Origin of the sequence: Lysinibacillus sp. FSL M8-0134, from assembly GCF_038069745.1 — a bacterium.
Classification (GTDB): domain Bacteria; phylum Bacillota; class Bacilli; order Bacillales_A; family Planococcaceae; genus Lysinibacillus; species Lysinibacillus irui.
Map to the genome: position 1 here is coordinate 193,004 of NZ_JBBPAJ010000001.1, position 20,008 is coordinate 213,011.

Below are 20,008 nucleotides of genomic sequence, written 5' to 3' on the forward strand. Positions count from 1 at the left end.
ATTTCATAACATGTTCGATTACCTATTTTCATACTATAAGACATGCGTAATTACGGAGGGGGGTTGTATGTATTTCTTTACAAAAAGTCTTGTCATTATAATAGGAAGTATTTCTTTGTCGTTAGGAATTAATTTATTTTTAACGCCTTATGAAATATTAGATGGAGGAGTAGTTGGATTAGCGCTAATTTTACATTATTTATATAAGCTAAAAATCGGTTTAATGATTATTGTCATTAGTATTCCCATTTTTATTATCGCTTGGTTTAAATATAGAGCCTATTTTTTCAATAGTATACATGGCTTAATAATGTCTTCCTTCATTATTGATTTATTAAAGCCTGTCCGTAATTTTGTTCAAATTGATGCGCTTTACAGTGCGATTCTTGGAGGCATTCTTGTAGGGTTTGGAATTGGTCTGATGTTGCGATTTCAGACAAGCACTGGAGGGACAGACTTAATCGCTCAATTTATCTGTGATAAAACAGGTATTAATGTGGGGATATTAATATTTTTTATCGATTCCATCGTTATTGTTATAGGTGGCTTCCTATTATCCACTTCAACCTTTCTATTATCCATTATTACCGTTTTAGTAGTAGGTATTACAACAAGCATCATTACTAGTCGAGCTTAAAAAAATAGTTCCAGTTTTAAACTGAAACTATTTTGGCGTTTGATTTTCTAGTGTTTTCATAAGCTTCTTTTTAGGATGTGCTGGTTTGACTTCGGCAATTAGTATAGCCAATAAAATGAGCACTGCGCCTACGACCATACGGCTTGTTAAAATTTCATGCAAGAAGATGACGGATAGTACCATACCGAAGAAAGATTCAGTCGATAGGATAATCGCAGCTTTAGTGGCCGTTGTGTATTGATTGGCCACATTTTGGAATAGATAAGCAATCGTCGTAGAAAAAATTCCTAGATAAATAAGAGAATAGATTGCTTCTTTTTCAAATGATGTTGGGATTTCGCCTTGGCTAATGACGACTAGAACACCTATAAGGGAGGCCGTGAGAAACTGAATAATAGTAAGAGCAATGGCATCTTCCTTTTGAACAAAAAGGTTTGTACAAAAAATATCAAATGCAAAAGCAACGGCACAAGCTAAAGAAAGTGCATCACCCACATTCATTGTCAATGAGCCCTGTAATGATAAAAAGCCAATTCCAACGATTGCCATTATCGAACCAATGATTTCATAGCCATCAATGCGGCGCTTATAAACCGCATAGGCAATTAAAGGAACAATAATAACATTTACGGCAGTTAAAAAGGCATTTTTAGAAGGTGTTGTATACTGAAGTCCGACTGTTTGAAGGGCGAATGCTATATATAGAATGGTCCCTAATAAAGCTCCTTTCCAAATAACCGATTTTGAAGCTTTTTTTAATCGAGAGCCAAATAGAACAGTTAATATAATCGAAGCTAATAAAAATCTACCAGCCATTACTTGATAAGCTGTTAAATATTCTAAGGCAATGGCTGTAATAACAAATCCACTGCCCCACACGATTGCAGTAATCAATAGCATGCCATCTGCTATGTAAGTTTTCATATGTTTCTTCCTCCTGACTTCAATAGAATAGCATAAGAGTGAAGAAAAGGTTTTGATTTTATTTCTAAATATTCAGGCGTTTTTTTGTACTTATTCCAAAGTAATTATTCGACAGTCAATTTACTATGTAATAAGTACAATTTAACGGCTGCAGCTAGGTGTTCATAAAAAACATAATCATTATCTTCTAGTGCTACTAATTGACGTATTTTAGCCATACGATAGCGAATTGTATTGGGGTGACAGAACTGTGCCACTGCGACTTCCTTAATATTTCCTTTCTTAATGATATAGGTTTTGGCAGTTTCCATTAAATCTGAATCAGCCTTATCATCAAGTAATGGGGCTAAAAAGGAATTTACGTAGTCCATTGCAAATGTTCGATCTTTACGATACAACTCAATTAATAAGCGTTCAGATGCGAGATTGTTATAATGACAGCTAGGTAGTCTATCAATTTCAGCTAAAATACTGGCAAAGAAAGCTTCGCGTAAGGCGCTGGGTAATCCTGTTTCGGTATCGTAGCTACTACTATAGCCAAAGGTGATTGTATCAGTTGGTATGGCGTATAGAGCTAACCATTCATCTAAAACTTTTTCAAATTGAAACTGCTGAGATGCATGTGTCATGATAATGAAAAGGCTTTGTTTATATGAACAAATTAGACCCGATTTTAATAATGGTTCTAATGAAAAAATAGATTGCATCGAGCTATGATGGAGTGGGTCACTTGTACGTAAATTTGCTGCAAATACATATTTTTCAAAGGGCTTATTAAGTTGCTGTAAAATGGATTTGATTTGCTCTTGCGTAACATCTTCTTCCATTAATCTTCGTAAAATAGTTTCTAAAAAGAATGAGTAATCCTGTGTCTTGGCATAGGCCATCGTTTCTAAAATAATTTTTTCAAAAAATTCATCTCCACCGAATCTAAGTATAGGGAAATTTTGCTCTTCAGCGTAAGTCAAAACTTCTTCAGGCAAGTCCTTGAAAATGACAGGCTTATAAGCTAAGGCACTCGCCCCTAGCTCAATCAAATTTTTGACAGCATTTAATAAATACTCTGGTTTTTGTTTTGCAAACAATAAACTACTTAAAACAACACTATGGGGCGTGAAAATCGTATCTCGAACATGGGGTATGTCCGGTGAAAATTCAAAGTCTAAAATTTCCACATTTTGAACAGCTTTATGCAAACCGTTGTGCCCAGCTACAACGGTGAAATCCTTAGTAATCGGTAATTGTAAAAAATTCTCTACATTCATGAGTACATCATTGCCTTTCCTATAGTAAGCTTCTAGCTTCTATTATAGAATTACTTGTTTATAAAAAACCATTAGTATTCACACTTGCTTGTATCCACCAAAAAAATCTGCTCATTCAGGGTATCCCGTGAAGTGAGCAGATTTTTTTCAAAACTATCTTTTAAATATTAATAAAAATATTCGGCTTTCTATTTCGTAATGGGTTAGTTTGTTCAACTGCATATCCTACATTTAATATACGTCCTTCTTTAAAGGCAGGCCCTATAATTTGTAAGCCAATTGGTAAGTTCCCTTTGAAGCCGCAAGGAACGGAAAGTGCAGGTAATCCTGTTAAGTTGCTAGGGCCAGTAAAGCGAATAATATTATCAATTAAATCCACTTTTTGACCATTCAACTCTGCGAAATCATCGCCAATCGTACTTGCCACAACTGGTAGGGTAGGGGTAATGAGTACATCTACCTCATTAAAAATTTCAGTAAACTCTTGCTTAATTTGACGTCGTACCTGTTGAGCTTGTAGGTAATCAACTGCAGAAGGTAATTCACCAAGCTCAAATAGTAGACGTATATCATCCCCAAAATCTTGTGGTCGCTTTTGTAAATCTGAATGGTGTATAGCTGCTGCCTCTGAAAGGGACGTAACAAGCTCCGCCCATTCTGCATATTGTAAAGAAGGAATTCGGACCACTTCTACTTTTGCACCTTGATCCACTAAGCTTTGAATGCTTGCTCGTACAGCTTTTTCCACTTCAGCATCCACATTTTTAAAGAAGTATTCTTCATTAATTCCAATCACTAAATCCTTAATATCTCCAGATAATTGCTGCACATAGTCGTCCGTTGGGACATCAATGCAAGTAGGGTCTCGATGGTCAAAGCCAGCAATGACTTCAAGCAAGCCTGCTGCATCCTTTACGGTCTTTGTCATTGGACCAATATGATCTAAGCTCCATGCTAAAGGATAACAGCCATATTTACTTACACGACCGTGTGTAGGTTTTAACCCAACTATGCCACAAGCAGAAGAAGGAATTCGAATGGAGCCTGCTGTATCCGTCCCTAGTGAAGCTACGCTTGCCCCAGCCGCAACAGCTGCTCCAGAGCCTCCGCTTGAACCACCAGGAATTTTATCTAAATCCCATGGGTTGCGAACAGGTCCGTAATGAGGGTTGTTATTGGTAATGCCCCATGCGTATTCATGCATGCTTAATTTTCCGGTGAATATAACGCCAGCGTCTCGAAGCTTTTCAACAACTGTTGCATCATAATGAGAAACGAAGTCCTTATGAATTTTTGAGGACATCGTTGTTATTTTATCTTTAAAATACAAGTTATCCTTTAAGGCCATAGGAATTCCATGATACATACCTTTATAGTGGCCTTGGAGAATCTCCTGTTCAATTTCTTTTGCCTTTGCTAATGCTTCTTCCCGATAAAATGCCATATAGGAATTAATTTTCGGCTGACTTTCCTCAGCAAAGTCTAAAATAGCTTTTGTTAATTCCACGGGGGAGAGCGTCTTCGATGCAAGTAAAGGTGCCAGCTCTTCAACGGATTTTAAATGTAAATCAGTTGTCAATATGATCACCTCCAGGAATATTACGTACAGCGATATCTGCATCATCAATCGCAATACCTTCTAAATTGCTACGAAGTGACTGCATACCTTCCCAGCGTGTTTTTAATAGTTCAAGGTGTTCAGATTTCGGTGTAATTCCTTTGTTCTCCAATAATTGTTGAATAGACAAGCTCATTAACAGGATCCTCCCTTGAATAATTTTTTATCTAAATAGGTTTCCCTATAAAGATCGATCAGGTAAAAGCACAAAAAAATATAATAGGTAATATAAACCTATTATTACAATCATACACTAATAATGGTTTATATCAATAAATCATTTGTAATATATTGAATATTATGAAAAATGTATTATGAGAAAATATCTCAAAGTATAGTACGGGGGCTTACACTTTTTACATACCATTCACAGTCTGTTTACAATAAAAGGGTACAATGAACCATAATAACCAATTGAAGAGGTGCAAGAATGGAGTCTACAATGGGACAAAGTATAAAAACAAGGAGTATATTTTCCTTTTTAAAATATTTATATGGGCAACATCAAAGAAATTCATTATATATGAAACGTTTAAAAGCGTTGAAACATATTATTCAGCATAATGATTTACATACATATTTCCAACCTATTGTAGATTTACAGTCAAAGCAAACGATGGGATTTGAAGCATTAAATCGCCCAGTTCCATCAGTATTATTTAATAGTGTGGATCAGTTCTATGAGTTTGTTGGGCAAACAGATTGTGTTTTTTTATTTGAGTGTTTTTGTAGGAATCTTTCCTTACAGCGTTTCAAGGAGCGTATGCATAAAGATGTGAAGGATACGAACTTCTTAGTATTTCTTAATATACATCCGAATGTGTTAGTAGATAAAAAATATCACAGTGGAGAAACGCTACAATTACTTAAGGAGCTGGGCATTAAACCTCAGCAGGTAGTATTTGAATTAACAGAGCGCAGTGCTGTAATAGATTTTGAGGAATTCGAACGGGTGTTGTCACATTATCGATCACAAGGTTATCGCATTGCAGTAGACGATGTAGGCTCAGGTTATAATAGCTTGAAAACTCTTATTTATTTAAAGCCAGAATTTATTAAACTTGATCGTTCGTTAATTCAATTTATCGATCAAAATAGCGAGCAGCAACAGCTCGTTACCTTATTGATGAAATATGCTGAACAGGTGAAAACAAAAATTATCGCTGAGGGGATTGAACGACAAGAAGAGCTTGATTATCTGCATCGTATAGGCATTCATTATGCACAAGGTTATGCGATAGGAAAGCCATCAAAGGAAATACATTTGGGAAAAATAAGGGTGGGTGACCATGAAGATAGGGGAAGTCATTGAAAAGGTTCCGTGTATTGATGAATTTGTGAAAAATAACGAAGTAGATGTACTTTTTATGAGTAATCCTTCATTGCGAAGCATTGTAGTAGTTCGTGATGAAAAACCAATTGGACATATTACACGTACACATTTCTATCAAAAAATTGGTACTCGCTATGGCTATCATTTATTTATGGGACGCCAAAATCAACTTATCATGAAAGAAAACCCTTTAATTGTAGATCGTAATACACCAATTACTGAAGTGAGTACACTAGCTATGTCTAGACCTCCTGAAGATTTATATGATGATGTCGTTGTCACAAAAAATAACTTATATGATGGTTTAGTTAGTATTCGAGAGTTACTATTAAAGCTTGTTGATACACAAGTAGCCATTGCAAGCTTCTTAAATCCTTTAAGTAGCCTTCCCGGGAATAAATTAATTGATGAAAAGCTAGAGGAAGCATTACAGCTATCACAATATAGCTTAATCTATTTTGATTTAGATCATTTTAAATCCTATAATGACACATATGGTTTTAATAAAGGTGATAAAATTTTAATGTATTTAACAGATATACTAAAAAGACATATCTGTGGGATGGAAGATTTTTTAGGGCATATCGGTGGCGACGATTTTGTTGCCATTCTACCTCATTATGAAGTAGAAAAGATTTGTCAAAAGATTATAGATGACTTTGATGCCAATATTGTAAGTTTTTATGAGCTTGAGGATTTAGTATGTGTTCAAGTGGCCAATAGAGCAGGTGAACTAGAACCTTTAACATGTACGACCTTATCTATCGCCGTTATTACAAACGAATATCAGTATTTTAATTCCGTTGAACAATTGTCGAATGCGGTCACACATATCAAAAAGCAGTGTAAAAAAATCGCAGGAAGCTGTTACCTCATTAATAAACAACAAACCTACTTCGTCCATTAACTTAGTGCATTTCGCTAGGTTTATTGCTGGAGCTTTACTATGAATTTTTAAAAGATTATATGTAAAATATATGAATTTTTGAATAAAGTTTCTATATAAAAGTGGGGTTTTTAGATGGACTTAAGAAGACTGCATATTTGGCAGCCTATTACTTGCTTGGAGAGGGCTCAAGTCGTTAATGCTACATTAAATTATACAGATTTAGGGTTATCCTTAACATTAATAGTTCGAAACAATACGGAAGTTGATATTATTTATGATAAGATTTCCCCAATACAAGATTACGTTTGGTCATTCCGCTACACTGGAGAAATCTCTCGATCTAATTTAGTGCCCTTAGTCGATGAAGCATTGCAACAAGAAAATGCTATAAATTTTTCAGCAGAATGGTTTTATAAAATGAGCCATTCAGATTATATAGCATGGTTTGACCAACTTCCCTGGATTGGGAGCAAAGAAATTCCTCACGTTGAACATCATATTTATTGTTTTAATGATGGTGTTTTTGACATAATTAGCGACTATGAACCGAGATTTGTCATTAGAAATGAAGCGATATAAGGAAACCTATAATGCTGCCTCTAGACTGTTAGTTTTTATAACAATCTAGGGGCAGTTTATCATTTGTCACCAAATGTAGTACCAGTGACTAAACTATCTATACAATCGCCTGCACATATGCTGATGATCTTGGTTTGTTAAATGTCTTTTATAATAAAGCGTCAGGGGCAAAAGGGTGATTGTGATTCATTTTTTGAGGGTATAATCATAGGCAAAGAACCATTTCCTTTAGGAATTTATTAATCTTAATAAAACATACTTGAATTATAGGGATTATGGGTATATAATTCGATTACATTAATAATAAAACATCTTAGGAGGCATTCCATTGTCGAATTTACAAATCATTCTTAACGTAGCAGTGTTGCTTGTGTTCGTTGGAATTTTATTTATTATGAATAAAAAACACGTCAAATTTTCAAATCGTGTTTTTGCAGGCTTAGGTTTAGGGATTGTACTTGGCCTTGGACTTCATTTTATCTATGGTATAGATTCTGAAGTACTAGCCAAAACAACTTCTTGGTACAATATTATAGGTACTGGGTATGTTAAACTGCTACAAATGGTTGCAATGCCTTTAGTATTCATCTCCATTTTAATTGCCTTTACAAAAATGAAAATTGGCAAAAACTTTGGGAAAATGGCAGCTCTTATTTTAGCCATTTTAATTGGTACAACAGCCGTTTCGGCAGCAGTAGGTATTCTTTCTGCAACGGTATTTGATTTAGATGCAACACATATTTTACAAGGTGAAGCAGAAACAGCTCGAGGACAATATCTTGAGGAAAAAACAACTGGCTTAGCAGCACCGGATTTACCAACTCAAATTGTTGAGCTATTCCCAGCAAATCCCTTCCTTGATTTAACTGGAGCTCGTTCAACTTCAACAATTGCTGTAGTAATTTTCTCAGCATTCCTTGGTTTTGCTTACTTACGTGTGGCACGTAAAGATGAAGGGACAGCAGCTACAATTAAAAAAGGCTTAGATGCTATTTATGCACTAGTAATGGGTGTTGTAACAATCATTTTACGTTTAACACCATATGGAATTTTAGCTATTATGGCTCGTACGGTTGCAACATCAGATTTCGGTGCCATTTATAATTTAGGTAAGTTTGTGATTGCTTCTTATGCGGCGCTAATAATTGTTTTCTTAGTACATTTATTAATCCTAACATTAAGTGGATTAAACCCAGTTACGTACGTGAAAAAATCAGCGGAAACATTGTTATTTGCCTTTACATCACGTTCAAGTGCTGGTACTTTACCAATGAACATTAAAACGCAAACAGGCCGTCTTGGGGTATCTGAAGGTATCGCAAACTTCTCAGGTTCATTTGGTTTATCAATCGGCCAAAATGGCTGTGCTGGAGTATACCCTGCTATGTTAGCGATTATGATCGCACCTACAGTAGGTATTAATCCTCTTGATCCTGTGTTCATTATTACAGTTATCGCAGTAGTAGCCGTTAGCTCCTTTGGTGTAGCAGGTGTTGGTGGTGGTGCAACATTTGCAGCGATCCTTGTACTTTCAGCTCTTGACTTACCAGTTGCACTTGCAGGTGTATTAATCTCTGTTGAGCCTTTAATCGATATGGGGCGTACAGCTTTAAATGTAAGTGGTTCAATGACTGCTGGTGTTACAACAGCACGTATTACAAAAGAGCTTGATACAGAAATGTATAATAATAAAGAATTAGGTGCGCAAGTAGCAGACCTATAACATAAAAAAAGCCCCTTTAAAAGAAAAATTTTAAAGGGGCTTATGTTTTATATTATTTTTACATAAAAATCTTTACCATTAATTATCTCAGCTATCTCAATATTATAATGTTGTTTATAGTATTCATAAATATTGTAGGCTAAACCGGAGTGTCCATTTAAATAGGTTCCCTTTTTAATCTCTTTACGCGGATTATGGAAATCGAAATATAAGCGTGAATCATTGCTCATCGTATTCAAAATAGCTGAAAATTCCTGTTCCTCAATATGAATTCCACGTGTATACCGACATTCTCTACGATACGTATCGTGAGTGACATTAACAGGAGAAGCTTCAAGAACCATTTCAATATGTTTATTCAAATGATACAGCTCCCTTCAATTTATTGGTAGCCTTCATGAAAATAGTAGGCTACAAAAAGGAATAACTAATTATAGTATATGATTGTCAGAAAATTATAGCAATATTTTTCTACCAGTCTTGCTGTTGTATTTCTTCAGCTATCACCTGTAAATCATAGGCGTTTATTGTTAAAAGAGAATAGTCATGAGATTCCATATATTTTTCTGCAAGACGTTTAATGTACTTTGGAGAACCTTCATTTTCTTCATCGTAAATTAATAAAAGACCGTCAGTATTTTGAATAATAAATTTATCCTTCTCAATAAATTGCCAAGGTGCTTCGTACGGTTTTTTGGTCACGCTTGTAACAAAATCGGCTTGGGCAATTAATGCTTGATACTTTTCCTTTTTAGGGTCTTGCCAATTCTTCTCCTGCTCTAAAAAGGGCGTTATAACGGCATATTTTAAATTTGTATATTCCTTTTTTAGCATTAAAACAACTTCAGCACTCCAAGATTCGACGCCCTGCTGTCCACTAATAATAACCCATTCCAGTCCTTCATCCAGTAGTGTACGTAGACGAGCTTCTAGTGCCTTTTTTATAATGACAATGCCAGGGTGTTTATCATTAAAAATACCAAGTTCATGTGGCTTATAGCCAGTAATCATCATACGCTGTAACAACAAAATGCCCCCTAAGCTGTATAGTTGTAGTACTTACTAGTATACAGTAGGGGGCAAATGAAAATGAAATCTAATGTGTAATTTATTTGAATGCAAATAGTGTTAAAATTACTGCTACAGTCGCACAAATACCCAAAAACCACCATGAGTCTGTAAAGTCTTCTTTAGAGTCACTATTCATAAAAATAATTCCTTTCTATTTTAGTCTTGTTTTACCTGCCCAGACCAAGACCAATTTGTCCATATCCGTAAAATTGTTTCAAATGGACCACGTTTAAATTTCTTTAAATAGGCTAGGCTGAAAACACATTGCAAGCTATACACAACGATTCCAAATAGGATACCGCCAAAAACGCCTAGTTTGCCGTATAATCCAAGGCCATAGCCATAAAAAACAGTTGTACAAATAATGGTTTGTAGTAAATAATTGGTTAATGACAGTTTGCCTACGCTCTCGAATGCAGGAGCAAGCAGTTGAACAGGGCGTGTTTTATAAATCAATGCTGCAAGGCAGACATAGCCAATCGCTAATAATTGCGAGCCACCCATTAATAAAATGGAAGAAAAAGCATTTTCTATAAAACTAACACTTTTACATACAAGTCCAATAGGAACGAGGAGAGCACCTAGTTTATACCATTTCATTTCCTTATCCATCTCCACAAAGGCTTGCTTCTTAGCAAGTGCCATGCCGAAAAGGAATAGTGGTGCGTAGAACATTGGTGCAAAAATTAATAAAATAAAGATGAACGCCGGATCTTCCATTCCTGGTGGTTCTACATTTGCACGGAAATCAAAAATCTCTAAATAGTTTCCATTAGCGTAGATAGCATCTGCTTGTTCAATGTAAGTATCTAGCTCCTTTTGTTCCTTTTTAGATACTTCCATAGAGCCGTATGTTAACGCTGTTGTTAGTACAAAAAGGATACCAGCCCATATTAATAGAGTTTTTGGCTTACGATTAATAAAAGGAATCAAGAATAAAGTCATACAGCCATAAGAAAACAGAATATCGCCTTCCCATAAGAAGATGGAATGAAGTAAGCCAAGAGAAATTAAGCCTGTTGCACGGCGTAAAATAGACCAGCGGCTTTTATTCTTTTTTCTGCGGATGGATTCAATTAATTTAATAAGCGAGAAGCCAAATAAAATGGTGAAAATGGGCATAAACGAGCCTTCAATTACAATTTTCACAAAATATAAAGCTCCGTTATCTAAGGTAGAAAGATTTTTTAATTCATCTTTGCCATACATCCCAAACTGGAAAAACAGCAAATTTGCCATTAAGATGCCAAATAAACTAAATCCACGCATTGTATCAATGAAGGTAACACGATTAGTTGTCATTGCGTTTTATCTCCTTAATTGGTTATCTTATACATATAATAGTTGAGGAAGCTTATGGTGAAATAATGACTACCTTAAAGTAATCTTAAAAGTAGGTGGAAAAATGCAGGAAGCATCAATTTTAGTGTTAGAGGACGAACGTGCAATTGCCGAAATGATTGAAATCATTTTAAGAAAAGAGGGAATTGCCAATATAACATTATGCAACACGATAGAAGAGGCAAAAAACGAGATTAATACTAAACCATTTGATTTCTATCTATTAGATATCATGCTACCAGATGGTAGTGGGTTGGATATCGCGCATATCATTCGAGAGAAAAGTGATGCCCCTATTTTTTATTTAACAGCAAAAAGCAGTGACGCCGATAAGCTCCGAGGTTTTATGAATGGTGCAGATGATTATATTACAAAACCATTTAACCCATTAGAACTTGTGGCAAGAGTGAAGGTACAGCTAGTACGTTATATGAAGAAAAAGAATGTTCAAGAAAATCACATTTTTACTTGTAGCCGTTTTACATTCGATATTGACGCAGCAGAGATTCAGGTAGATGGCGTAAAGGAAATGATTAGTGGCCGCTTATTTCATTTATTAAAATATTTATGTGATAATGCAGGGCAAGTGTTATCAAAGGAACAAATATACGAGAGTGTGTGGGGAGATTGCTTGTTTGATGATAATACAGTAATGGTACATATACGCAAACTACGTGAAAAAATCGAAAAAAATCCTGGAAAGCCAACATGCATTATAACGGTCCGAGGCATTGGTTATAAACTTGTTGGGGATGTTTCTTCATGAAGCCTGCTGGAAAATTAACACTCCGTTTTGTTTCATATTTCATCATATTTTATCTCTTAATTATTTCAGGCTTTATTATGAGCTTGGTATTTTTCGCCATCTTTATTAATGATCGTGTTGGTGACAATATTCATGTTATGAGCTCCTTTGAAATTGAAGATGATGCTGTTGTTGAAAAAGGACAAACGGTTAAAATAGCGGATTACTTAGTGAAGCGAGCAGAGGAAAACGTAGGACAGCTATACTTATTTGATCAATCCATGACCATTGTTGATTACACAGGAGATAGTTGTGAATTATGTGGAAAGTCCGATAGCGAAATATTAGCATTGAAACAACCGGGTATGCATACATGGGAACTCCCGAATTACTACTTATTATTTATTCCGACTTCGCCTGTTCAACCTTTGTTTGAAGAGGCCTTCGAAAATTGGGTTTCAACAGGGGACATTTCTGCCGTAACCTTGCAACGTTTAAAAGAAAATAAGGCGAGTGTTGAAATCTATGACGAACAATGGAATCGGACGGATGTCATAGGAAAGCGTTATGATAAGCTGAAGAAGCCGCAATTACTCGAGGAAAAATATGATATTTTCGAGCATGAGGAGCTTACACAAAGCGTAGCCCTAGCTGATGATGCCACTTTTGTTGTGCGAATGCCTAACCCATCCTATAAGCCATTTGAAGAGCCCTTTAATAAGGCGATGGTATTGTTTGTTTCTATATTCTTCGGTGGGCATATTATTTTGATACTCGGCGTGATCTTTTTATCCATTAGTATTTCACGGCAATTTGTGCGACCACTCGTTTATGTTATTTCGCGTATTGAGCGACTGACTCAATTTGATTACAGAGAAATAAGTGATAAAAAAATTCATCATAACAAAACGGGGAAGCTCAAGCGGAAATTTAAACTGTTCCAGCCTGTAGAGGAATCACTCAATCATTTATCTGAACGACTTAATTCAAATGAAAGACAGATCAAGCACGCAGAGCAATTACGTGAAGAGTGGATAACGGGCTTATCACATGATTTAAAGACGCCGTTAAGTTCAATTTATGGCTATTCCACAATGCTGGCATCGGAAGATTATGAGTGGACCAAGGATGAGATGCGTATTTTTGCACAAACGATGCAAGAAAAGGCGACCTATATGGATGCGCTCATTCAAGATTTAACCTATACGTATCAATTAAAAAATAAGGCCATACAGCTGGATGAAGTATTACTGCCGTTAGCAGCATGGTTACCACAGTTTGCAGATGAGCAGGTAAGTGTGAAAGTTTATGGGGATGTATTGCTGCAAGCAGATGAGCTTTTACTCAAGCGAATTATGGATAATTTAATTACCAATGCGAAAAAGTATACGCCCGAAGGCACAAAAGTAATTGTAGAGGCACAACATACTGGTAAAGAAGTGATGCTAACCATTGCTGATCGAGGTCCTGGCATTCCTCAGGAGGAGCTTGATAATTTATTCGAGCGTTATTATCGTGGTACTAATACGACTGACGATATAACGGGAACAGGACTAGGACTAGCCATTACAAAACAGCTCATTGATTTGCATAATGGCACCATTAGTGTTCGTTCTGGCCAAGGTGGAACTATTTTCGTTCTGAAATTTCAATGCCACGAAGGCTGATTTTCATGCAATCCAAAGACATAAAAACCATGAAGTTGAATCTTAGAGTATATTTCATCATAGTAAAGAGGTATCAAGAATTTTTGATACCTCTTTTTGTATTTATTTATTTTTCGTACAGCGCTCAGCTGGTTGTTCAATTTTTACATAGCGCCACAAGTTATTGGCGATGTCGCGGGCTTCTGCGATATGCTCTGTGCCGACAAAAGCCTTACGGAAAGGTGTAAGAAGTGATTCAATAATAAAAAGTTTTGGCTTTTCGCTCTGTAGTTCCTCTAATAAGAATTGAGCATATTCTAAACCTTCCATTGTTTCGTTTTTCGATAATCCCTTCGTAAACCCCCGTAATTGTTCAATAACCATTTCCTTTGTAACCGTTTTATAGTTCACCACATTTTGAATGGTATTGATCATTTCAACACTTACGATGATTTCTTTCGATTCAAGCATAGTGGGTATAATTACGCTTATATTGCGCAATGCTACACGTACAATGGCTTCTCGATTGATATATTTATAATCGGCAATAAAGACGGCACGCAGTGTAAGGTTAATCATTCCAAGTGTTTGTACAGCACACTCATAGCTAATAGGGCTAATCTCTTCGCCAAAGACTTGTACTAGCCGATTGGCAAGCCATTCCAATTCTTGTAAATGGTAGTTGATAATGATTTTTTTTAGTTCTTTATCTCTTGATTGGAAAATGGATTCAAAAATTTGTATTAAATTATGTTCCCGATTGACATACATGAGTACAGCAACTTGCTGTGTCAATACTTCTAAATCTGTTGGATCCTTACCATAAATAAGTTCATGGCGGCGATTACTTGCTTCCTCTCGTCCTTCGTCTAAAATGGCGATTAAGCATTCGTTCTTTGAAGTAAAGTGATTATAAAATGTACCTTTCGAAATCTTGGCCGCATTGATGATGTCGTTAATCGATGTATCTAGAAAACCTTTTTCAATAAAAAGTTCACGGGCTGCTGTAATAATCTGTCTTTTTCTTTTGTTCATGACCTCACCTTTTTTATAGTATTATACTCTTATTCTACACTTAAAAAGCCCGTATATCAACGTTTGTAAAAAATATAAACTTATTTGTTGAAAAAAGTAGACTACGAGTATAAAATAAGTTTTATCGTAAAACACAAGAAAGAATTGAGGGATATAAATGAATAGTGAGCAAACAATGAAGAAGCCCCCTTATGGCATGATAGCTATTCTATTTGTGGGTGCTTTTGTTGCTTTTCTAAACAACACATTGCTGAATGTGGCATTACCAACAATCATGAAAGATTTTGGAATAACATATTCAAAGGTACAATGGCTAGCAACAGGTTATATGCTAGTAAGCGGTATTTTAGTTCCTGCTTCAGCATTTTTTGTGACACGCTTTAAAAATAGACATCTATTTATAGTAGCGATGTCCGTCTTTACAATAGGTACAATTATGGCAGGCTTCGCACCAAACTTTGGTGTGCTTCTAGCAGGTCGTATGGTGCAGGCAGCCGGTGCATCAAGTATGTCACCACTTTTAATGAACGTTATGTTAACAAGCTTCCCGAAAGAAAAACGTGGGGCTGCGATGGGTATATTTGGTCTAGTTATGATTATGGCGCCAGCAATCGGTCCTACATTATCAGGGTACATTGTTGAGCATCATGATTGGCGTATGCTTTTCCAAATGATTATTCCTTTTGCTTTAATTAGTTTATTATTTGGTGTTTGGAAATTAAGAAACGTGATGGAGACACGTGAAGTTCACTTAGATTTCCTTTCAGTACTTTTATCAACAGTTGCCTTCGGTGGTATTTTATACGGCTTTAGTACAGCAGGGGATAAAGGCTGGTCAAGTCCATGGGTATATGGCACAATTACAGTTGGTTTCATCGCATTAATTATTTTCGTTGTTAAACAGCTGAAAATGGATGAACCATTGTTAGAATTACGTATTTATAAATATCCAATGTTTGCATTAGGGTCTGTCATCTCCGTCATTGTCTCTATGGCGATGTTCTCAGGGATGATTTTAACACCAGCTTATGTGCAATCTATTCGTGGTATTGAACCATTTGAAGCAGGCTTGATGATGCTTCCAGGGGCACTTGTAATGGGGATTATGTCACCAATCACAGGTAAGCTTTTCGATAAATTTGGTCCACGAGTGCTGGCTATTACTGGTTTAGTCATTACGACGATTGCAACATTTGGTTTAACAAAATTAGAAATTGATTCAAGTTACACATATATCGTATCGATGTATACAATTCGTATGTTCGGTATGTCAATGGTTATGATGCCAATTATGACAAACGGGTTAAATCAACTACCACAAATTATGAATCCTCATGGTACAGCTATTAACAATACATTACAGCAAGTATCAGGAGCAATCGGTAGTGCGATCCTAGTTACATTTATGAATAATCGTACAAAAGTAAAAGCTGAAGAATTAGTTGCAGAAGCAAAAGCTAATGCTGCACAATCAGGTGCGGCACCAACACCAGAGCAAATGCAACAAATGCAAGATCAAATTATGCAAAATGCGCTATTAGATGGAATCACGCACTCCTTCTTAATTGCAGCAGGCATAACAGTAATTGCGGTAATTCTTGCGTTCTTCTTAAAGCGTGTAAAAGTTGAAAGCGTAGCATCTTCAATGGATTTAAAAAAATCAACTAAATAATTCATAGAATTCCCATTAAGTAATCATTTACTTGGTGGGGATTTTTTATTGCTCAATTTTAAAAAAAAATTTTAGGATTTTTGTTATTTTTCATCATTTAATTTTATATGATGATAATAAAATTTACTGAAAATTTAGATATTTACACAATGAGGTGTTTGCTTGATAGATGCATATATCAATGAATTAGTGCAAGAAAAGAAAATTCCAAGTGCCGTATTAATCGTTCAAAAGAAGCAAAGAAGGATGTTAACAAGCAGTTATGGAGCTTATACAGGTGAAGATGATAGAGAGCTAGCCATTGAAATCGATACGTTGTTTGATTTGGCTTCCCTAACAAAGATTGTTGCAACTTTACCAGCAATATTATTGTTGATGAGCCGAAATCAATTAATGTTAAATAGGCCAATTCAATTTTTCCTACCAGAGTTTAAATTCTCTACTATTACAATCCAACACTTGCTACAGCATTGCTCCGGTCTGCCGGCAGACTTAACCCCGGTAGTGGAAAGACATCATAAGCGCGACATCATGAAGGAGATATTTGCAAGTGAAGTTGTATGTCAGCCAAATGAACAAGTGTTATACAGCGATTTAGGAATGATTTTATTAGGAAAGGTAATTGAAAAAGTAACTGGAAAGTCTCTAAAAGGTTTTGTAGAGCAAGAAATTTTTATGCCATGGGGCATGCATCGAACTTGTTTTCAACTACCGAAGCATAATAGAGGACTTGCAGCAGCAACAGAAAGAGTATCCGGTAAATTTGTACAGGGGATTGTACACGATGAAAAAGCGCTGTTACTAGATGGAATTGCTGGTAGTGCAGGTTTATTTTCTTGTGCAGAGGATTTAGCAAAGTATGCGGAAATTTGGGTAGGAACCAGGCAACAAAATGTAATACCGTATCAATGGCTCAAGCTGGCCTATACAGAAGTGTTTAGAAATAGAGGATTAGGATTTGAAGTATGGATGGGGGAAGATTCAACATTTTGTTTTGGCAGGAGGTGGAGCAAGGGCTCATTTGGTCATACAGGATTTACAGGCACAAGTATTTGGATGGACCCTGTTCACCAGGGATTTGCTATTTTTCTAACGAATGCGGTGCATTATGGGAGGAAAACAAGCATGAGAAGCATTCGGGAGAGGCTTCATACGATGATTTATGAAAAATTACTGATATGAAGGGTGGAACGGACATGAGACAAAAGAGTAAATGGTTATTACCGTTTCTTTTATTATTCGTTGTAGCTTTAGTAGGCTGTAACTCTGATGAGGAATCAACGAGCTCCACAACACCTAACAAGGAGGAGGAACCGAAAACAGAAGAAGTTTCGCTAACTATAGGGAGTTGGCGGACAGAGGATGTTGCTAAATATGAAAAAGTCATTGCTTTATTTAATGAACAACATCCTGATATACACATTTCATTTAACCCAACTAAAAATACAGAATATAACACAGTCCTCAATACAGCTTTACAGGCTGGTGAAGGGCCGGATATTTTTCACTTACGGCCATATGCAGCTGGATTAAAGCTTGCTGAAGCAGGTTATGTTGAGAAAATTAATGATTTAAATGGATTAAGTGCATTCCCTGAAGAAGCATTAATGGCTTCTCGTGATGAACAAGGGAATCAATATGGTGTACCGATTAATTTAAGCTCAACTCAATTTTTCTATAATAAAAAGATCTTTGAAGATAACAATCTTGTAGTTCCATCTACATGGGAAGAATTCATAGCATTAAATGATCAATTATTAGAAAAGGGTATTACACCAATAGCAATGGGTACAAAGGAAGGTTGGTTATTGTCGTTGCTACACGGTATTATAGGTCCAGCAATTTATGAAGGAAATGACTTCTATCAAGCTGTACTTGCGGGAGAAAAAGATTTTACGGATGCGAAATTTATCGAATCGCTTCAAGTAATGAATGACTTGAAAAAGTATTTCCCAGCCAATTCTGAAGGATTAGGAATGGATGATATTCGGACATTGTTTGCTTTAGAAGATGCAGCAATGTTTCCGCTAGGTAGTTGGGAAATTCCTGTTGTGTTAGAAATGAATCCAGATTTAGAGTTAGGCTATTTCCCAATTCCTTCAAAAGAGGGCAATAAAACAGTAACAACTTGGGTAGACGGCTCATTTGCAATTAATGCAAATTCAAAAAATAAAGAAGCAGCGAAGCTATTCCTAGAGTTTTTAACAACGAAGGAATTTGGTGAGTTATTTGTGAAGGAATTTTCTATGATTAGTGCTATTCCGGGCATTACCTCTGATGATGCATTACTAAATGACATTAGTAATTCGACTACAAATGAAGCAACACCATATATGTGGGTAACTAATTTCACGGGTGGGGACCCAACAACGAAGAGCTTACTGGAAAGTGAGCTTCAAGGTATGTATTTAGGCCAAGTAACGCCAGAAGAGGTAGCTACAAAGGTGCAGGAAAACGCTAAAACTTGGTTTGCACCATTTCAAAAATAATTCAACCATGAAGCAAGACCCTGAAGCGCCAACTAAGGAGTGTAGGGGTCTTCTTGGCACAATATTATTAAAAGGGGCGGCTGTTCATTATGAGAGAATCTACAGCTTCACCGTTAAGAAAAAGGAAATCTTGGGCGAGATGGACTATCCATCTATTCCCTATTCCTGCGTTAATACTGTATGGAATGTTTGTACTTTATCCGATTTTAGCAGCATTATCCTATAGTTTTTTTGAGTGGAAAGGGATGGCTCGCGGAAATTTTATCGGATTCAAAAATTTTGTGACGCTTTTTACGACAGAACCATATGGCTCCTTGTTTTGGAACGCCTTCAAACATAATGTCCTATATTTTATCCTGCAAATGATTGTCATGAATGGATTAGCATTTTTTCTTGCGTTTATTATTTATCAAAAAATTAAGGGAGCTGAGTTTTTTAAGGCAGCTTTCTTTTTACCCAGATTATTATCGGTTATTGTAGTAGGTTTCCTATGGAAGCTCATTCTGAATCCTAATTTCGGTACGTTAAATGTGATTTTAGAGAAACTCGGTTTGGAAACCCTACAAAAAGCATGGCTTGGTGATCCTAAAACAGCTTTAATTGCCATTATTTTAGTTAATTGTTGGTTTGGATTAGGTTTTGGCGTTTTAATTTTTCTTGCAGGTTTTCAGGGGATACCAAGTGAGTTAGTTGAAGCAGCAAAGTTAGACGGCGCCAAAGGATTTACCTTATTACGCACCATTTATTTACCTTTAATGGTGCCATCGATTATGATCATGGGCATTTTAACATTTATTCAATCCTTTGAGGCATTTGAACTTGTTTATGCAATGCAAGGCTCCATGGGAGAGCCGTATTACTCAACAGATACATTAGCTGTATTTTTCTATCGCTTGGCATTTGGTAGCTCTACAGCTTCTGGGGCGACAGCTATAGGTCTAGGGTCCGCTTTAGCGACCGTATTATTCCTCTTTATATTAATTTGTACCACACTATTTTTACGTTTTGCTAATAAAAAGGATGTTCAAATGTAGGGGGGGA

Annotated in this window: 19 protein-coding genes; 11 read left to right on the top strand and 8 right to left on the bottom strand. The window is 36.1% G+C overall.

The window, feature by feature from the left end; translation table 11 throughout:
• Positions 1-67 precede the first annotated feature (67 nt).
• Entirely contained in the window at positions 68-637 is a 570-nt protein-coding gene (locus MKY49_RS01015; RefSeq protein WP_341385408.1) for a YitT family protein, read from the top strand.
• 27 nt (positions 638-664) lie between these two features.
• Here the strand turns inward: MKY49_RS01015 and MKY49_RS01020 are convergent, their stop codons facing one another.
• From MKY49_RS01020 to MKY49_RS01035, 4 genes are all read right to left on the bottom strand, one after another.
• Positions 665-1,561: a DMT family transporter gene (locus tag MKY49_RS01020; protein ID WP_274795309.1), complete on the bottom strand. Its 897-nt coding sequence runs from the start codon at positions 1,559-1,561 to the stop codon at positions 665-667.
• A gap of 104 nt (positions 1,562-1,665) precedes the next feature.
• On the bottom strand, positions 1,666-2,826 hold the full coding sequence (locus tag MKY49_RS01025; RefSeq protein WP_274795310.1) for a PucR family transcriptional regulator: 1,161 nt from the start codon (positions 2,824-2,826) through the stop codon (positions 1,666-1,668).
• 160 nt (positions 2,827-2,986) lie between these two features.
• Positions 2,987-4,405 (bottom strand): amidase, encoded by a 1,419-nt coding sequence (locus tag MKY49_RS01030; RefSeq protein ID WP_312507483.1) that lies wholly within the window; start codon positions 4,403-4,405, stop codon positions 2,987-2,989.
• Positions 4,395-4,580, bottom strand: a complete 186-nt coding sequence (locus MKY49_RS01035) for a hypothetical protein (protein WP_274795312.1) — start codon at positions 4,578-4,580, stop codon at positions 4,395-4,397. The genes MKY49_RS01030 and MKY49_RS01035 overlap by 11 nt, the downstream gene beginning before the upstream one ends.
• Before the next feature lie 294 nt (positions 4,581-4,874).
• Here MKY49_RS01035 and MKY49_RS01040 point away from each other — a divergent pair, with 294 nt between their 5' ends.
• From MKY49_RS01040 to MKY49_RS01055, 4 genes are all read left to right on the top strand, one after another.
• On the top strand, positions 4,875-5,756 hold the full coding sequence (locus MKY49_RS01040) for an EAL domain-containing protein (RefSeq protein WP_274795313.1): 882 nt from the start codon (positions 4,875-4,877) through the stop codon (positions 5,754-5,756).
• Positions 5,734-6,684 carry a GGDEF domain-containing protein gene (locus tag MKY49_RS01045; RefSeq protein WP_274795314.1) on the top strand — a complete coding sequence of 317 codons (951 nt, stop codon included), beginning with the start codon at positions 5,734-5,736 and terminating at the stop codon, positions 6,682-6,684. The genes MKY49_RS01040 and MKY49_RS01045 overlap by 23 nt, the downstream gene beginning before the upstream one ends.
• Before the next feature lie 114 nt (positions 6,685-6,798).
• Positions 6,799-7,245 carry a hypothetical protein gene (locus MKY49_RS01050; protein WP_341385409.1) on the top strand — a complete coding sequence of 149 codons (447 nt, stop codon included), beginning with the start codon at positions 6,799-6,801 and terminating at the stop codon, positions 7,243-7,245.
• A 328-nt stretch (positions 7,246-7,573) separates the two neighbouring features.
• Entirely contained in the window at positions 7,574-8,968 is a 1,395-nt protein-coding gene (locus tag MKY49_RS01055; protein ID WP_274795316.1) for an L-cystine transporter, read from the top strand.
• A gap of 47 nt (positions 8,969-9,015) precedes the next feature.
• Here the strand turns inward: MKY49_RS01055 and MKY49_RS01060 are convergent, their stop codons facing one another.
• The 3 genes from MKY49_RS01060 to MKY49_RS01070 all read right to left on the bottom strand — a co-directional run bounded on the left by MKY49_RS01060 (position 9,016) and on the right by MKY49_RS01070 (position 11,341).
• Positions 9,016-9,330, bottom strand: a complete 315-nt coding sequence (locus tag MKY49_RS01060; RefSeq protein ID WP_274795317.1) for a hypothetical protein — start codon at positions 9,328-9,330, stop codon at positions 9,016-9,018.
• A 109-nt stretch (positions 9,331-9,439) separates the two neighbouring features.
• A complete protein-coding gene (locus MKY49_RS01065; protein WP_445928412.1) occupies positions 9,440-9,979 on the bottom strand; it encodes a DUF1273 domain-containing protein in 540 nt (179 codons plus the stop codon).
• 216 nt (positions 9,980-10,195) lie between these two features.
• Complete coding sequence (locus MKY49_RS01070) at positions 10,196-11,341, bottom strand: DUF418 domain-containing protein (protein WP_341385411.1); 1,146 nt, start codon at positions 11,339-11,341, stop codon at positions 10,196-10,198.
• A 103-nt stretch (positions 11,342-11,444) separates the two neighbouring features.
• Between MKY49_RS01070 and MKY49_RS01075 the strand changes: the two genes are divergently transcribed.
• Positions 11,445-12,146, top strand: a complete 702-nt coding sequence (locus MKY49_RS01075) for a response regulator transcription factor (RefSeq protein ID WP_312507477.1) — start codon at positions 11,445-11,447, stop codon at positions 12,144-12,146.
• Positions 12,143-13,792 (top strand): sensor histidine kinase, encoded by a 1,650-nt coding sequence (locus MKY49_RS01080; RefSeq protein ID WP_274795322.1) that lies wholly within the window; start codon positions 12,143-12,145, stop codon positions 13,790-13,792. Before MKY49_RS01075 ends, MKY49_RS01080 begins: the two co-directional genes overlap by 4 nt.
• Before the next feature lie 102 nt (positions 13,793-13,894).
• Here MKY49_RS01080 and MKY49_RS01085 read toward each other — a convergent pair whose 3' ends face one another.
• Positions 13,895-14,806, bottom strand: a complete 912-nt coding sequence (locus MKY49_RS01085; RefSeq protein ID WP_274795323.1) for a TetR/AcrR family transcriptional regulator — start codon at positions 14,804-14,806, stop codon at positions 13,895-13,897.
• A 157-nt stretch (positions 14,807-14,963) separates the two neighbouring features.
• Between MKY49_RS01085 and MKY49_RS01090 the strand changes: the two genes are divergently transcribed.
• The 4 genes from MKY49_RS01090 (at position 14,964) to MKY49_RS01105 (ending at position 20,001) form a co-directional block, all read left to right on the top strand.
• Positions 14,964-16,478, top strand: coding sequence for a DHA2 family efflux MFS transporter permease subunit (locus MKY49_RS01090; protein ID WP_312507474.1), 1,515 nt, complete (start codon positions 14,964-14,966; stop codon positions 16,476-16,478).
• A 162-nt stretch (positions 16,479-16,640) separates the two neighbouring features.
• Positions 16,641-17,660, top strand: a complete 1,020-nt coding sequence (locus tag MKY49_RS01095) for a serine hydrolase domain-containing protein (RefSeq protein WP_341385412.1) — start codon at positions 16,641-16,643, stop codon at positions 17,658-17,660.
• Positions 17,657-18,967, top strand: coding sequence for an ABC transporter substrate-binding protein (locus MKY49_RS01100; protein WP_396631781.1), 1,311 nt, complete (start codon positions 17,657-17,659; stop codon positions 18,965-18,967). Before MKY49_RS01095 ends, MKY49_RS01100 begins: the two co-directional genes overlap by 4 nt.
• An 89-nt stretch (positions 18,968-19,056) precedes the next feature.
• A complete protein-coding gene (locus MKY49_RS01105; protein ID WP_274795327.1) occupies positions 19,057-20,001 on the top strand; it encodes a carbohydrate ABC transporter permease in 945 nt (314 codons plus the stop codon).
• Positions 20,002-20,008 lie beyond the last annotated feature (7 nt).